This window comes from Sediminibacterium sp. (genome assembly GCF_030695065.1).
In the GTDB taxonomy this organism is placed as follows: domain Bacteria; phylum Bacteroidota; class Bacteroidia; order Chitinophagales; family Chitinophagaceae; genus Sediminibacterium.
Window position 1 is genome coordinate 19,236 of record NZ_JAUYTR010000005.1, and the last position, 16,509, is coordinate 35,744.

Here is a 16,509-nt window from a genome sequence, read left to right on the forward strand (position 1 = left end):
CGGCCGGGACACAGTAATTCGGCGTTGCCACGAATCGACAGGGCGACGGAGCGACGAATCGACGGCGGGCAAAAAAGAGCCCCCATAGAAATGGGGGCTCGAATCTTAACTGTTATACTAAATCGTTGCGTGACTGTACAATCGCAACGCTTGAGAAAACTATGCTACAGCTATTATTGCGCAGCAAATACTAGTAAGCATTTGTTTGCGGGGTAAAGCTTGCCCATCCTGTGGTCCAGTTGCTGGTTCCAAATGCACCACGGAATGCTACTGGTGTAAAGAATGCATCCATTCCGGTAAAGCTTGCACCTGTTAATGCTGGTGAACCAGTCATTGGTATATAGTTTGGTGCATCTACATTAAATGGTGCCGTTAACATAATATCTGCTGGGTTCGTGTATGTGATACCGCCATTGGTTTCTGCTTTAGTTTTTACTGCGGCGGCTGTAATCACCCCTGCTGCTGATGCATCTACTTTATACGCATCTGCTAATGCATGTACCAAGTTGTTTCTGAATACTGACGTGTCATTACCAAATGCAGTTGCAGTTAATGCAGACTCCATAGAGAAACCACCCTTAGGCCAGCCCATCATGATTGAGTTACGTACTGAGAATCGTACGCCTCTTCTCCATCTGTTTCCAAAGTTTTCAAACGCCTGTGTATTTGGCGCTCCGTTAGAACCTATCCATGTGAAGTTGCTCAACTCTGGGCGTGTAAATGGTCTTGCAGATGTACCTGATCCATCATTATCTGCTTCTACTCCATTACCTGCATCGGTATCGCCAATTTCTGGACGACGTTGTGCTACTGCATACTGGATTTTTCCTGTGTATCCAAAATCAAAATCGTAATCGTCGTCTGATGTTGCATAAGACAACAAATACTTTAAGTTAACGGTACCACCAAAGAACTCATACGCATCGTCGTTTCCGTAAGAAACCTGAATGTATTCAAGTGTTGTGCCTGAACCAACACCCCCCAGTGTTAATCCATTAATTTCACTTCCAGGTTCTGCCGCAATTCCTGCGAACTCTATACGCACATAACGCATAGTGCCTGAGTTATCATTAGCTGTAGTACCGCCATATCTTCTATCTACCCCACCTTCTACTAATGGTGCTGGTGATAATGGTCTGTTTGTTGGTGCATTTCCTAATAAAATGATTCCACCCCAATCTCCACGTAATCTTGATCCTGCTGCTTTACCTGATGTAAATACAATTGGATTAGATGCAGTTCCGTTTGCTTCAATCTTTGCTCCTCTTTCAATAATGATTGCACCTTTTTGTGAAATATCACTTTTTAAAATAGTTCCTGCTGGAATGGTTAGCGTTGCTCCCTGCTGAACATATACATATCCCTGAATGGTATAAGTACCACCAGTTAATGTGATGCTTCTTTCATAAGAACCTTTTAAGATTCTTGTGGTGTTGGGATCGTCTGCATTGGTACCTGTACCAGATGCAATTGGATCTTCAAAGTTTACTTTTACACAAGATGTTGCTGTTAGTGCAAGTGCTCCTGCAATAAAAAGTTGCGTTAACTTATTCATTGGTTTCATTTTAAGCGGTTTTGAATGGTATGCTGATTTTATTCAGTATGTATTTTATTTTTTAAAATTGATATCGTAACTAAATGATACGGTAACGGTTGTGCCTGGTCTGTATGCATAGTTGATTCTATCACCTGCTGCATAACTGTATCCTGGCTTAGTATCTGCATTGTCGTAGAATGCAAACTGATTGTTGAAAATATCTGAAACTGTTAGCTTGAATTCTCCTGCTTGATTTAATACTTTCTTTGATACTTGCACATCTAACAAGTTTCTGCTTCTTTCATATATATCGTAGAAGCCCGCTCCTTCTGGATCTCCTACCAATGACAATCTTGGTCCTTGTCTGTTGTATAAGATTGAAGCGTTAAATCCTTTCTCTACATTGGTGTACTGGAATCCTGCATTAATTAAGTATGGTGACTGCCCGAACAATGGTCTGTTTTGTGTAGTTTCTTTTCCGCTTGCTTGGGTAGTATTCAACTTAACTGTTGATTTTAATACGGTAACGTTACCTATGAATGTGAAGTCTTTTAATTTATCGCTTACAAAGTCCATCCCTTTTCTAATCTCTACCTCTGCTCCTACTAATGTGGCTGATGCAGCATTGGTGTAGCTGAATAACCAACGGTCTCCATTGCTTCCTCCGTCCATTCTTAATTCTATTGGATCAGTGAATTTCTTGGTGAATACTCCTACTGAAATCATTTCACCCGACTTAGGATAGTATTCGTAACGGAAGTCTACGTTAAAGATTTTGGTTCTTCTTAATGAAGTATCTCCACCAATACCCCAGATGCTTTCGTAATCAAAGAACTGGAACGGTGCAATTTCACGGAACTCAGGACGAGCTACTGTTTGTGATACCGCAAAACGAATTTGGTGTTGGTTATTGAATGAGTTGGTAATATTAATAGAAGGCAAGAAATCCCACTTCTCTGTGTTCACTCTCACGCGCTTTAACGCTAGGTCGCGGCTGCTTAAGAATTGTTCAAAAAATTCTGCTCTTGCTCCCCAGATTACTCTTAAGCTATTAGATAATTTATTATCGAACATTAGGTATCCACTGTTTAATGCAGAGATTCCAAAATAACGATCGGTGTTTTGTGTTTGCTCTTCTAACAATAATCCATTGCTATTGATATTGCTGTTCAAGAACATTTTATCGTAAGCCAATTCTAAATTAGATCCACTACCTACAGGTCTGTATCGGAATACACGTGCATTAAAGTCGCGGAATCTTAATAAAGTAGATCCACCAATTTTCATGGTTTGTTTTTGACTTCCCATATTGAATGGAACAATTAATGTACCATTTAAGCCAGTTGAATAATCTTTTAAATCGGAGAAGAATCTTCTGGTATCGTCGTCGTCTAAGGTAAATGGCGCATTAGGTGTTGCCGAACTTTTTGCAAACTGTGCAGTTCTAAAATCTGGTTGAGACTTGCTATTGAATGATCCATTGGCATTCCAAACAAATTTGATTCCACGGCTGCTGCTCAATAAATGCTCTCCTTCTAACTGGCTGCTTACCAATAAACGTTGGTTCAAGAAATTAGAACGCAACGATACAGTTTGCAAACGACCTACGTTGTTAAGGGTTCTGTTCAAATAATTTTCGTCGTATACTTGGTTCACTAAATTTCTGAATGAAATTTTTGTTGCGCCTTTTACATAAGTGAAGTTGGCCATTACACCCACGTTAACCGAATACCTATTCTGTACTTCAGTACCTGTAAAGATGGGTGTTCTTACTTTTTCAAAACGACCTCTTTCTACATCATCATAAATGATGGATGCATTTCTGTAGTATACTGAAATGATTGATCCAAATTTGGCTTCGTTTTTAAAAGTCTTGGTATTAGACCAAGCCATATTAACAGTGGTGATTGGAGCCGCCGTGTTCACGCGCTCTCCGTATCCATTGCCATCAAAGTCTTTGCTGATGGCAATTTTTTCATTGTCTGTTAACCCTCTATAGGTAACTGTATTTGGCATTGAACCTGGAAGGTTGCGATTGCCCCCGTCAAAACCCAACCATGCTGTGCTGCTGCGTTGATTGCTGGTAAAGCTTTTGAAAGTACTCTGAGAGTTGTATCCCAAAGAAACGGTTACATTTAATTGATTCTTGGTAGGTATATCTCTGGTATTTACTTGTACCAATCCACCTGCAAATTCACCTGGTAAATCTGGGGTTGCCGTTTTATTGATAATGATATTATCAATCATGGCTGCTGGAATAATGTCGAATGAGAATGCTTTTTTATCTGGCTCTGAACTAGGCATTAATGCGTTGTTCAATAATGCTTGATTGTAACGATCGCTTAATCCACGTACTACCACAAACTTATTGTCTTGAATAGAAGCTCCACTCACACGCTTTAACACGTCTGATGTATTTCTATCTGGTGTTCTTCTAATAAAGTCTGCCGCTAATCCGCTAGACATGGCCGTGTTGGTTTTTTGAAACACAATCATGGCATTGGAACTTTCTTTACGCGCAGATGAACGAACTATTACTTCTGTAGTAGTTGTTTTTAATTCTAATACTACGTTTAAGTCGTTGCCCTCAATTCCTTCCTTTACCTCAATGTCTTCTAACACTTTGGTTTGGTATCCTACTCTTGAAAAAGTGAGGGTATACTTACCTGCTTTAACTGAAATGCTGAAACGACCTTCTAGGTCGGCTGCTACGGTTCTTGCGGTGGGGCCTTCTAGTTTGATAGAAGTTCCTGATAAACTTTCATTGTTGGCGGAGATTACTTTACCATTTATTTTGGCTTGTGCAAATATTGCAGTGGCCACAATAGTGAATAAAAAAGTAAGAAATAATCTGATTGCCGGGGGTTGTTGCATCACTTGAATATTTTGATGCTGCAAAACTACCAGCGCAGTGTTACCCCAATGTTACCGTACTGTTACGCAATTGTTACGGGAATATTACCAAATTGTTAACTCCTTAGTTTCGGCGGCGGATGATTAGGAAAGGCACGGTTTTCATATTATATAGGCCGCGGGTTCTAAAATCGGGGTTGGCGTGGTCGCCAATGATGAGAATGCGGTCGAAGGGTTTCGCCTGGGTGACCGCGCTGTTGCGGCTCGCGGTGATTGCTTCGGCGTCACCTGATTGACTAGCTTCCGCGACCCGCTTAAACGTATGATTAATAATAGACGCTATTCTATAAAACTGATCATATGCCTGTTGGTTCTCTTTAAAAGACTTGAACAACTCGCGCTTGATTTTATAATAATACTTTCCGTCTATATTATTCGTTACATCAAATCTAAACGGCGTGTGCGTATTAATAGTGAGGGCATAGGCAAAAACTTTTTCGTAGCGTTTGCTTTCGTTGAGTATGCTGTCGATTAAATTTTCGTCGAACACTGCTTTGTAGGTATTTTCTTTATTGTCTTTGTAGTGCTTACTGAGTTCTTCATAATAAAACCTGCTCTTGAAACCCAATGCCCTTCTAAAGCCTTCGGCATTGCTCATATTGCTGCCGTATTGTTTAGACGCAGTAAAGCCTGCAATGGTATGATAACCGTTTTGGTTTTTATACTGGGTGATATTATGGGGCGGGGCCACGTTCCGCTCCAGGAAGGCCCTGTATGATTCTTCGTCGTTCATATTGAGTAACTCTCGTCCTTCTGCTGAACTGGTATTTCCGTGAAAGCAAGTGCGCCCGAATTCTAATTGGTAATACTTCGTGAGCCCCGCCCCATGGCTGTTAAAAAGCGCACGTATATGCTTCATCAATTTCTCCTGCTCCTTGGGTTCTGCCAACTCTCCCCAACTTTCCATTAGGAGCAGAAAATCTTTATTGGTAGTAGTGTCTTGTAAATATTGAATCGTAGGTGCCAATGTTGTGCTGGTTTCATCTTCCGTAGTATTGCATGCATAGGGTGTGATGGATGTTTTGCCTTTCGCAAACTTGTTGTAATCTTTTTGAATGCGGACAAATCCGTTGTTTCCTATGTAATCTATATATAGTTTGCGCCAAGGAACAAGTTGGTCATTAGAGGAGGTTGAGTTCTTTGTTGGAATTGCAGCTGCAGATAAGATTTCCGCAGTGGGTGCTGCAAACTCAGCAATGATGAGCAACAGCGCAAATACAGGAACCACATAAATTTGGCGGCGCATGCTTTTAATCAACTTTACCTGCAACCAAGCAATGCCTGCTATAGCGGCGGCTGCAATCAACAAATAAACAAATGCGATGATGAAATTGCCGGGGCTTAAGAATATATAATTCATGCGCGCATAAAAGTTGAACATATTAAAGAAGAACAACTGCGGCACCAACACAATGGCATAAATAGCCAAGGAAAAAAATTGCAGAATATAAAACCATTTATAATTGCTGGTAAACAACAGCAACAAACAATTGATAATAAATATAAAACTAAGGTTGATCGTTATTTCTGGATTACCTAATATCAATTGCGGCCCTTGTTCTATTAACAATTGGATGGCAACTAGTAAAATCAATTTGAGTATAGCGGAAAGGAGTTGCAAGTTTTTTAAAGATTTGAGGTAAAGGTAATTATTAAAAAAGCTAATGGCTATAAAGGCAAAAGGGTTTTAGCAATTGCATCTCGCAACTTAGGAGCCAGTTTTGTTTCAGCTGCAAAATTTTTCCAGTTTTTAACGGTATCGCTAATGTGATTCAATATGACTACTGGTTTTTTAATATTCATGTTTTTCGCAACCGCTAAAAGATCATCGATAGAAATATTGTTTCTTTTTCCATTTACACTCAAGGCATGCTGACTCACCCAAGTGCTATTGGGTCTATATGCATGACAAATATCAAATGCAGGAGCCAACGACCAATCGCCCGATTGATTCATTATGAATGAAAAGTTCTTAGTATGATCATCACAGTTTCTTGCCATCACATTAAAAGCCATTCTTTTATACAACTGTTCGGCATCGGGATATGGCAATCTTAAGCTTCGCATTGTTTGAAATAACTGCTCATAGCTAAAACTGTTTACTTCATTAAAATCAAAATGATTTAAGGCACAAAAACTTTGAACATGAATTTTATCATTGTCCTTTGTTCTATCAAATCTTTTAGTCATAAAATGAGCCCGACCATTTTCTTCTAAAAGTCTAGATTCCATCATATTGATACCAATCTCTTTCGCCATTAAGTGATAAGCCATTTCTACTCTACCATATCCACTTGACATTCCAATTTCGGAATCCACAACACCATCAAACTTGATTAACCAATGTTCAAACCCTTTGGGCGCATCTGCTTGACCCGTTTTTACTTCTTTTGTTTTAGCATTATAAGCAATCACCGCTTTTGCCCTTGCACCTCCTGCAGATGTTCCAATTTTCAATATATCGCTCAAAGCTTTGGCATCTTCATTAGCAAGGTTCGCTTGTAATTGTTTTTTGTTGGAAAGAATTACTTGTGCTATTTCAATTAATTTGGCTAACTCTATTTTGGTTGATTGATTATTTGTCCTTGGCATAACAGGTTCAAATTCTAATGCCCCCATTCCTCTTTTACCAATAAAACAAAGCAGCTCTACAGGATTCATGCTATCGGCTGCTCTTCCATTATTGATTAGCCAGGTATTGATTAATGCATTTCCATATTTATCTGGCAATACATCGGCCAACAATCCTGGCATTCCTTTAAACGTATTACTCCGAATCAATTCAGGGAAAGAATAAATTCGTTTAGCAGCATTGGCAATAGGCATTTTAATTGGAGAGAGATCCCACTGACTATTTAAGAACGAAGGTTCAAATTCAAAGTAGGCAAGGCTTTTTTCACTATCCCATGCAATAGCCCCTACCTCTTTATCCCAAATACGTATGATAGCATTTGTAATCATTACCAATCAGATATAGGTTTTCTTAAATTAGTTTTATTGATCGTTCTTGCCCTTTGCCTTTTTTCTTGCTGCTGTTTGGCTAAAAGCAATGGACTAATTACAGGCATATGTTGGAAAGATTCAAACAGATTCAGTTGATCTAAAGCCCTAAGAACCTGAATAAAACTCATCATTGTTGCCCCGGCACCACTTTCTAATTGCACAATTGTGGAGCGATTAACCCCAGCCATATTGGCCAATTCTTGCTGTGTTTTATTTTGATCTAACCGAGTTGCTTTAATAAACTCACCCAATTGCGTTAAAATAGCCTTATCGGGCATTTCAACCCATTTTATGTTGTTTTTTTCCATCATTAAACTGTTTAATAAGGCTTATTGTTGGCTTTTATCAACACAATTTAAGATAATAATCTGATTTATCCATCAAAACCTAGTTTCAACACCTTAATTAAATGGTTTACGCTGTTTATAAGGATGATTAAATCTTGGTAATCCACAGTAAAATCTGCCTTATAACGGCTATCAATATATGCCCGCTGCATCAACTTAAATCGCTTTTTTTCTATTTCAGTTTTTAGTGGAAAGAGTTCCCCTACCGAATACGAAACCCAACTTGCATAACGCAATAGTCTTTCAATATTGTGAGAGCAACAATAATAGCCCATTCCTGTTTTGACCAATGTACTTAAAGCTTGTTCAGTTGCTTGATGCAACATAAACATAGATAGTTTGTACTGCTTTCTAATGATATATAGTTCGGCTCCTGCATAAAACTCAAGCGCTTTATTTAACCCGTCTTTGCAAATACTTTCCTGTAGTTTTTCTTCAATAGGAAAATTGGTCTGTTGTAAAGCGCAAAGCGAAATAGATTCTTTCTGATAAATTGGTGCTGCGGATTGCACCACTTTTTGCGCAAATGCATGCCCCATTGAAAGCCAATGATTAAAAGTTGCTGTTTCCAAAACTATGGTTGTTGTAGTTGCCAAATCATTGCATTGTTGTTCAATTCTTTCCTGCCATTGAAGTAAAGTGTAATTACCCAACGATGGTATAAGCACTAAAATAAACTGTTGATCTACTTCGGTTTTTTCATGGGTATGGCTCGAAAAAATATGCTGACTACTTATGCTTTTTAACCGAGTACCCAATATATAAATTGCATCGGGCGCTATTACCCCGCTAATTAAATTAATCAAATTAGTTGGCTGGTTCATGATTTTAGTAAATAAGAAGTTGCTAATAATTGTTTCAAATAATCAAAAAAATGCATCAACTCAAGTTGAACACCTGCTTCAGATAAACTATTATTCGATAGCGCAAAACTTAAGATATAATGTAGGTATTCATCCCACTGTTTAACCGTGTATTTGTTAATGCATTTTCTGCATTTCGCATACTGATTTTTGTCGTTTTTTTGGTTTACTTTTTCACTAAATGCATGTATCAAATTAGCTAGTTGTTCAAAAAAATAGATTAAGTCGTATGGTGCCGATTTTTTCCAAACAGGCATTGATTCTGCAGCTTTAAAACTAGACAACAAATAGTCTTCTGCGGTAGCCAAGGAAAAGGCATCAAAAAACTGGTTTACTACATCGTGGGGACTAGCCTTTTTTTTATACGGATGCATAAATAAACAATTTAACAGTGCCCAAATTGCAGTCTTGCTATTTACTATCCTAGTTTAAAATCAGGTATTTTACCTTAAAAGGCAGGTATTTTAGCTGTAATAGTTTTATTATATTTGTTAAAAGGCTAAACCATGGAAAAAACCATACATCAGGGTCGGAATGTGAAACGATACAGAGAAATGCTTGGCATTAAACAAGAAACACTGGCTGCTGAAATGGGAGAAGATTGGAATCAACGAAAAATTTCTTTAATTGAACAGAAAGAAATTATAGAAGACAATATTTTGATGAAAGTATCCAATGTGTTAAAAATTCCTGTTGAAGTCATTAAGAATTTTGATGAAGACACTGCAATCAATATTTTATCTAATTCTTTTACAAGTAATGACCAATCTACGTTGAACGTAATTAATCACAATTGCACGTTCAACCCTATTGATAAAATAGTAGAACTGTACGAGGCCTTGGTACAAAGCGAAAGAGAAAAAGTGGCTTTACTACAAAATTTATTGGATAAAAATAAATAAACCTATTCTACAAATCCTTTCTGCGTAGCAATATATCCTTGAGGGCGCACAATCGTGATATAGTATTCCCCTTTTAAAGCGTCTACTTTTAGTCCATACCTTTGACCCGGTTTTAAAGTAGGTATTGTATAAGCTTTGGTGTTGAGGTAATTATTGGTTGCTGAAGAAATGTATAATTTATATCCTGTTACGGTATGTTGCGGAAGCCCCATGCTTCCATAGAGCGTAATATTGAGTTTCCCTTTTTCTGCACTTGCCACATGTTGTATTTCTATTGGGGTAGATTGTTCCCTCAACACTTTCATAGACGGCTTTGAATTGCCATACATATCGTATACGCCATGAATTCTTCTGCGCATTTTTCCTATATCATTCGTGCCTGGGTAATGCGTTCTGTAATCGGTTAAATCAAAATAAATAGCCCCTTCTACATAAGGCTTGCTTTCGTAAATGGCCATATGATAAATCAAGTCTTCAATCCTTCTTTCATCGCCCCCTTTAAAATTGGGTTCACATAATCCAAACTCTGAAATAAAAAATGGTTTAGTAGGATAACTTTGATGTACACTATCCAAATACAAATGAATTTTTCCGGTTGGTATGCTCCACCAACTTCCTCCGTACTCATTCATCATTAAATAATCGCCTTCTGCTGCTGCATCTGGAACAAAGTTGGGATTATTGTAATAGCTTGTAGTTAAGGTATTACTTACATAAGCAGCGTTTCTACTAGGATCTAATAATCTGGAGCGTTTCATTAATGCACTAATCATTGGCTTCATGTCTGCATCTCTTGCTCTTAACTCATTGCCTGCACCCCAAGAAAAAATACTGGGATGATTGTACAAGTTATTGATCATTTGCTCAAGCTGTGCTTGGGCAATCTGCTGTATAGCTTCAGTAGCGGGGGTTTCTGGGCCCCATAAAGGAACTTCTTGCTGTACCAATATGCCATTGCGATCACAGAAATCATAAAACAAATCGTCTTGCTGAAAATGTTGTCTGGTGAAAATGGCGTTCACGTCTTTCATCAATTTGCAATTGGCCAGTATTACTGAATCGGTTTCTGCAAAACCATAATTTGGATTGGATCCTGCCGTCCACTCTACCCCCATTAATTTAATTCGCTCTCCATTTAAATGCGTTTGTCCGTTAATGAATTCAAGGGTTCTAAATCCAATATTAGTTCCTAATGCATCTATAATTTCAGCGCCATTCGCAACAAGCACTCCTACATGGTACAGATTCGGAAAATCGAAATGCCAGGGTTTTACCTTCGTGATTTGAACTGTTGCGAATGCATTTTCTCCTTCCCATTCTGGCGTTACCAAATCCCCTGTCATATGCTTTCGCGCGAGTTCATGCACCGTTAAATTTGGTTGATGATTCATGCGCTTATACTGATCTAATTCAGGAGCAATTTGAATATTCAATGTTAATTTTCCTTTTAGCCCTGCGTACTTTTTTTCGAAAATCGCTTTATTAAATGGTAACCGAATTTTTACAGTAGCCGATGAATCTTTATGCAGCGTGGGTGTTACAAAAATTTGTTGCGGTGCAATGGGATGGGTCACTATTAAATTTACTTTGCGAATAATGCCGCCATCATTGGGCCAATCAAAAGAACTTCCAAACGGAACTTTGTTTTTTCCGTAATCATTATTTACTGCTACAGTTAAACGATTGCTTGTTCCCGCTTTAATTTGTTTACTAATATCTACTTTAAATTTATTGAATCCATCTCCAATATGTTCGGCTACTTTAATGCCATTCAAATAAATATGCGCCGTATGATTAATGGCACCAAACTCAATCACCACTTGCTTACTCTTATAATTAGTGGGTATTTGTAATTCCTTCTGGTACCAAGCCCACCCATAATGGGTTTGATTACTGTCTTCAATATTCCAAGTATGTGGAATCGCTACCGTTCTTGCTTTAGTTAGTGGTTGCATATACCACTCGCTTTTAAATCCGTCCGAATTTTTATCTATTACAAATTGCCAGTTGCTGTTCATGGCAATGGTGTCGCGCTGTGCAAACAACAACGATTGACTACTGCATATAAAAACAAGAAAATAAATTAACTTAATACGAATCATTTTGAAAATTTTTAACAATCAATCATAATAAGACTCCGCCAGTGCTTTAACGAACTACTGGCACAAATGAGAACATGTACTTAGCAGGATTCTGCCAATCTTTTCCGCTGAGTTTTCCAATGGGAATTTTTATCTGCACCTTGTTCCATCCTTTTTGTAAATTGATTAAAGTGGGTGCACGGTATTCGTATCCCTCGTCTATCAATGGAATTTCTGCATTCCCTTTTTGCCCTGCTCTTTTCCATACTGGTGGTAGAACCATTGTGCCGTTTACTTGAACGGTTGCGTTCTGTTCATTCCAAGCAAAAGCTGGAGGGGAATCTGTTGCAGGCGAACGCGATAAATTATTGAACCCTATCCAGAATGGCCTTGTTTCATTTTCGTTACTCCAAATTTGGGTAGTAGCATACCAAACAGTATTGGGCTTGAGTGAATCAATTGCCCCCTTTATTAAAGGCGCCCACCAATGACGCAGAACCACTGTTCCGCCCTTTACGGTTTTGTAAAAATATTTTGATGAGTTTTGCTCGGGCCACAGGTCTTCTTTAGCGTTAGGATTGTTTGTGAAAGGCCCGTAGAGCTTCCATTCCAATGCAGCTTGCGCTTGATAAGGAAAGGACAGCTCTTTAAAATATTGTTCTTGGTGATTCAATAATCGCTGTTCAAATTCAACAAATGCTTTTTCATTCCCATCACTTATATTGGCAACCCAACCTGCTTTACCCCCGCCGTTCCAACTTCTTTCTGCAAATGCCAACATGGCTGGATACACAGGATTCATATTTAATACATTGTCTTGTGTGGCCACTGCTCTATCGTGCCATGTACAAATAATTGCACCGAGTGCATTATGGTCTCCCCTGTCTCTATTGGCCAACTGCCTGTTAAAAATAGTAGTTACCGATTCCAACGGATCCATATGATTCAAATACAAATGCCGTGAATCGATGTATTGCACTTGCTTGTCGTTGGTAATTTTTCCTAAATCGTCCATCCATAGTTGTCGGATGGTACTGTCTAAAAAATTTCCGCCGGGTTGCCAGCCAATTACTTTCTTTCCAAAGCTTTGGATATAACGAGTTACTTCAGGTATAAAATTGGGATTGGTAATTTTTACTTCGTCGGCCCCAATATGGATATAGGGAACATCATAAGTAGTGCAAAATTCCTTGAGTATATTTTTGATGTACACCATTCCTGAATCGGATTGCATATCTACTTTCATAGCTCGCCTAAATGCTGCACTATGACCAGGCATATCAATTTCTGGAACAAATAAAATATTGCGCGCTTTACAATAAGCAATTAACTCTTTTATTTCTGCTTCGGTATAATACATTCCCTTATTGCGCAACATATTTTCGGGTGCTGTTAATTGCGGATATTGTTTAATAGCTATTCGCCAAGCAATATCTTCTGTTGCATGAAAATGAAATACATTCAATTTGTATTTGGCCATGATATCTATTTGCTGTTTCAGCAAATTCATAGACATATAATTTCTTCCCACATCAATCATATAACCCCTCCAAGCAAATGCGGGTTCATCTTTAATTTCGCAGGCAACAATGGTTTGTCCATTGCGTGCCAATTGTTGCAAGGTTTGTAGGGCATTGAATAAGCCATGCTGCGTAGCAGCTTTAATAGTGATTTGATTGGGGCGAACAATTAATTCATACCACTCTTTATGCTGAGCTGAACTGATTAGCTCAATCTTCACTTGCGCTGCCAAAGATTTAGATGGGTCAATGGTATAATACTCCTTATTCCATTTCACTTGCTTGGGCATTGGAATTAATGCGGGCTGATGGGTTAATCCAAATACTTTCGGATAAATCAAGTGTCTCCAATGCATATAACCCGCTCCTACTAAGTGCAATCCATCATTGGTATATTTTGCATCTAAGTTTCCCTGTGCATCTACAAACTCGCTGTGCAAATTAATAAACTCGTAATGGTGTTTGGTGGATGCAGCTTTTAGTAGTGCATTGGTTTGATTTATTTGTTCTCGCTTACTGGTTTGCCCAGCAAATTTTCCGAAGCTTGGATTCACTGGTAAAATACTTTGAATATACACTTGCGTGTTAGGACTTTCTTGTTGCAGATAATCGTTCATCAGCAATATATTTTTCGCAACCGAATCAGGTGATAGCCCCCTACCCAAATCGTTAATGCCAATCATTAAAAAAACTTTAGCTGGCTTGCGGTTACTTATTTCTGCTAATCGGTGTAAAATTCCCTCAGTAATATCGCCACTGATTCCTCTGTTCTTGATACGAATATCATTAAACAGCTCATACCATTCACTCCCATCATTAATGCTATTCCCTAAAAAAATAATATCGCGCTTAGAAGAGGACAAGGAAGCCGCATCATTTGGCAATGCTTTAAACAAACTATACCGCTGGTGATAATAAGTATTAAATATTGAATCGGGATATGTTGGCAATACAATTTGAGAAATACCCATTAATGATAAGCCCAATAGCGCTGTACATAAAAACAAGCATACTTTGTATAAAAAATTATTTTGCATAGTTCTTTTATTCAACAATGAATTCGTCTGCAAAAATCCAAGCTGGTTTGCCTTCACCTGAATGTCCCTTGGGTAATTGATCCAGTACTTTTGCTGTCACACGCACAAACCTTGCTTTTAACGAAGGAAAAGTTGTAGTAAAATTATTAATCACCGACTTTTTTTCCTGTTGTGCTATAGGATTGGGTACAGTTTTAATGGTTGTATAATTAACTCCATCTAATGATACTTCAAACTTCACCCATTCTGGCATCATGATCCAATCATTGTAATTTTGCAAACAACCCAATGAAAGAGATTGAATATTTTTTTCCTCTTCTAAATCAATAGTTGCAATCAAATCCTTTGCAGCTATACCATGCCAAAATTGATTGATGGCAGTAGTGCCCTTTATACCATCTGTTAATGAATTGGGGCCATCGGCCATATAGTACCTGCTAATTGGATGGGTATAATTCACTTTTTTCCCGATGGCTTTATGCAAAGCAAATTGTTGTTCAGCGGGTATTATACTCTTCACTTCTCCGTTCACTACAGTTGCAGCTTTTATTGTTACGGAAGAATTAATTTTTATAAGGCCTTCGTACAATTGGCTTTTTAAAGATGGCTGATCTCCATTGGTGGTATAATAAATTTGCCCCTTATATGCTTCAGTTGAAAGGGTTGCATACAATTCTCCTTCTTTTAAAATAGGTTTTATTTCTACTTTAAAATTTCCTTTACTATAGTTCAATCCTTTTTGATCAAATGCTTTAAAATGTTGTTGTAGTCTTTCATTAAAACCCGCCCAATCTTTTGAAGCCTTAGGGCTCCATAATACTTCAGACAATGCAAGCATGCGTGGCAATACCATGTATTCTACTTGTTTAGGCGTTGTAACATATTCTGTCCAAAGATTGGCTTGGGCGCCTAGTACATGGCGGGCTTCTTCTTCATTTAATTCTTTAGGCAAAGGCTCGTAGTCGTACACTTTCTTAAGTGTATTAAATCCACCTATAGCAATTGGTTCGGAGGCAGGATCTCCTTGATAATGGTCAAAATAAACAGGATTTCCTGGGGTCATCACCACATCGTGTTTCATTTTTGCTGCAGCAATTCCTCCCGCTTCTCCCCGCCAACTCATTACTGTTGCTCCTGGCGCTAAACCACCTTCGAGTATTTCATCCCAACCAATGATTTTCCTATTTTTTCCATTAACAAATTTTTCCATTCTTTTAATGAAATAGCTTTGTAATTCGTCTTCATCTTTTAAGTTTTCCTTGCGAATTCGTTGCTGACATTTGGTACATTTTTTCCATGATGTTTTATCTACTTCATCTCCTCCAATATGTATATACTTAGAAGGAAATAATTGAATTACTTCTGTTAATACATTTTCTAAAAAATGAATTACGGAATCATTTCCTGCACAGTAATTGGAAGACATATTGGTGTAATTGCCGCCTGTTAATGGCAACTGTTGTTGTTGTGTACAACTTAAAAATGGATAAGAAGCTATGGCAGACGCCACATGTCCGGGCATTTCTATTTCTGGAACAACCGTAATATTTCTTTCCGACGCATAAGCAACAATCTCTTTTATTTGGGCTTGTGTATAATACCCGCCGTAAGTTGGCTCTTCAGCTTCCTTAGCCTGCGGCCTTGATCCCCACACCAAATTAGTTTGATCAACACGCCATGCACCTGTATTGGTTAGTGCAGGATACTTTTTAATTTCTATACGCCATCCTTGGTCATCTACTAAATGCCAATGAAATGTGTTGAACTTATAGGCAGCTAATAAATCTAAATACTGTTTAATTACATTGGGGCCAAAGAAATGCCTACTCACATCTAAATGCATCCCTCTCCATTTGAATTGAGGATAGTCGGTTACTTGCATGCATGGGACTGTAAGCTTTGCATTGGTTCTTACTGCAGGAAGCGTCTGCAGTAACGTTTGTATACCATATATAATTCCTGCGGGTGTATTGGCTTTAATCTGAATTGCATTGGTTAAAACCACTAACCGATATCCCTCTTCTCCAATAACGGCATCTTTTATTAATGCAAGAACTATTTTCTGTTTTGCATTTTTGTTAATTGGCAAATTCAAACCTGATATATCTTGAATGGCATTTCGTAAAAAACTGGCTGCAGATTGTAATTGCTTTGATTGTGCTGAAAATTCAATTTGGGTTTGTTCATTAATAATAAACTCACCCACATTTTGCTGTAAACTTACCGGAACAGGAATGATGCTGATCTGCTTGTTTTGCGCTAATAGGTAAGTTGGGAAAAAGAAAACAATTAATAGATATTTCACT

The 16,509-nt window shown here is 38.2% G+C and carries 11 protein-coding genes; 1 reads left to right on the forward strand and 10 read right to left on the reverse strand.

Going from position 1 to position 16,509, the window contains the following annotated elements:
* Positions 1-190 precede the first annotated feature (190 nt).
* From Q8S25_RS00135 to Q8S25_RS00165, 7 genes are all read right to left on the reverse strand, one after another.
* Complete coding sequence (locus Q8S25_RS00135; RefSeq protein ID WP_305533657.1) at positions 191-1,555, reverse strand: hypothetical protein; 1,365 nt, start codon at positions 1,553-1,555, stop codon at positions 191-193.
* A 54-nt stretch (positions 1,556-1,609) separates the two neighbouring features.
* Positions 1,610-4,411, reverse strand: a complete 2,802-nt coding sequence (locus Q8S25_RS00140) for a carboxypeptidase regulatory-like domain-containing protein (protein ID WP_305534087.1) — start codon at positions 4,409-4,411, stop codon at positions 1,610-1,612.
* Between the two features lie 103 nt (positions 4,412-4,514).
* Positions 4,515-6,071 (reverse strand): sulfatase-like hydrolase/transferase, encoded by a 1,557-nt coding sequence (locus tag Q8S25_RS00145; RefSeq protein ID WP_305533659.1) that lies wholly within the window; start codon positions 6,069-6,071, stop codon positions 4,515-4,517.
* 47 nt (positions 6,072-6,118) lie between these two features.
* Positions 6,119-7,411: a type II toxin-antitoxin system HipA family toxin gene (locus Q8S25_RS00150; protein WP_305533661.1), complete on the reverse strand. Its 1,293-nt coding sequence runs from the start codon at positions 7,409-7,411 to the stop codon at positions 6,119-6,121.
* Entirely contained in the window at positions 7,411-7,761 is a 351-nt protein-coding gene (locus tag Q8S25_RS00155) for a helix-turn-helix domain-containing protein (RefSeq protein ID WP_305533663.1), read from the reverse strand. The genes Q8S25_RS00150 and Q8S25_RS00155 overlap by 1 nt, the downstream gene beginning before the upstream one ends.
* A gap of 65 nt (positions 7,762-7,826) precedes the next feature.
* Positions 7,827-8,624, reverse strand: coding sequence for a HEPN domain-containing protein (locus tag Q8S25_RS00160; protein WP_305533665.1), 798 nt, complete (start codon positions 8,622-8,624; stop codon positions 7,827-7,829).
* Positions 8,621-9,037, reverse strand: a complete 417-nt coding sequence (locus tag Q8S25_RS00165) for a hypothetical protein (protein WP_305533667.1) — start codon at positions 9,035-9,037, stop codon at positions 8,621-8,623. The genes Q8S25_RS00160 and Q8S25_RS00165 overlap by 4 nt, the downstream gene beginning before the upstream one ends.
* Positions 9,038-9,169: 132 nt before the next feature.
* On the opposite strand from Q8S25_RS00165, the gene Q8S25_RS00170 reads away from it, so the two are divergent.
* Positions 9,170-9,565 (forward strand): helix-turn-helix transcriptional regulator, encoded by a 396-nt coding sequence (locus Q8S25_RS00170; RefSeq protein ID WP_305533669.1) that lies wholly within the window; start codon positions 9,170-9,172, stop codon positions 9,563-9,565.
* A gap of 2 nt (positions 9,566-9,567) precedes the next feature.
* Here Q8S25_RS00170 and Q8S25_RS00175 read toward each other — a convergent pair whose 3' ends face one another.
* Genes Q8S25_RS00175 through Q8S25_RS00185 form a run of 3 tightly spaced genes read right to left on the reverse strand, consistent with a single transcriptional unit; the run spans position 9,568 to position 16,508 of the window.
* Positions 9,568-11,667, reverse strand: a complete 2,100-nt coding sequence (locus Q8S25_RS00175; RefSeq protein ID WP_305533671.1) for a glycoside hydrolase family 2 protein — start codon at positions 11,665-11,667, stop codon at positions 9,568-9,570.
* 46 nt (positions 11,668-11,713) lie between these two features.
* Positions 11,714-14,203 (reverse strand): family 20 glycosylhydrolase, encoded by a 2,490-nt coding sequence (locus Q8S25_RS00180; RefSeq protein ID WP_305533673.1) that lies wholly within the window; start codon positions 14,201-14,203, stop codon positions 11,714-11,716.
* 7 nt (positions 14,204-14,210) lie between these two features.
* Positions 14,211-16,508 (reverse strand): family 20 glycosylhydrolase, encoded by a 2,298-nt coding sequence (locus Q8S25_RS00185; protein ID WP_305533675.1) that lies wholly within the window; start codon positions 16,506-16,508, stop codon positions 14,211-14,213.
* Between the last annotated feature and the right edge of the window lies 1 nt (position 16,509).

Coding starts and splice junctions, on each gene's coding strand:
- Q8S25_RS00135 (WP_305533657.1), bottom strand. CDS start 1,555: ATGAATAAGTTAACGCAACTTTTTATTGCAGGAGCACTTGCACTAACA.
- Q8S25_RS00140 (WP_305534087.1), bottom strand. CDS start 4,411: ATGCAACAACCCCCGGCAATCAGATTATTTCTTACTTTTTTATTCACT.
- Q8S25_RS00150 (WP_305533661.1), bottom strand. CDS start 7,411: ATGATTACAAATGCTATCATACGTATTTGGGATAAAGAGGTAGGGGCT.
- Q8S25_RS00155 (WP_305533663.1), bottom strand. CDS start 7,761: ATGGAAAAAAACAACATAAAATGGGTTGAAATGCCCGATAAGGCTATT.
- Q8S25_RS00160 (WP_305533665.1), bottom strand. CDS start 8,624: ATGAACCAGCCAACTAATTTGATTAATTTAATTAGCGGGGTAATAGCG.
- Q8S25_RS00165 (WP_305533667.1), bottom strand. CDS start 9,037: ATGCATCCGTATAAAAAAAAGGCTAGTCCCCACGATGTAGTAAACCAG.
- Q8S25_RS00170 (WP_305533669.1), top strand. CDS start 9,170: ATGGAAAAAACCATACATCAGGGTCGGAATGTGAAACGATACAGAGAA.
- Q8S25_RS00175 (WP_305533671.1), bottom strand. CDS start 11,667: ATGATTCGTATTAAGTTAATTTATTTTCTTGTTTTTATATGCAGTAGT.
- Q8S25_RS00180 (WP_305533673.1), bottom strand. CDS start 14,203: ATGCAAAATAATTTTTTATACAAAGTATGCTTGTTTTTATGTACAGCG.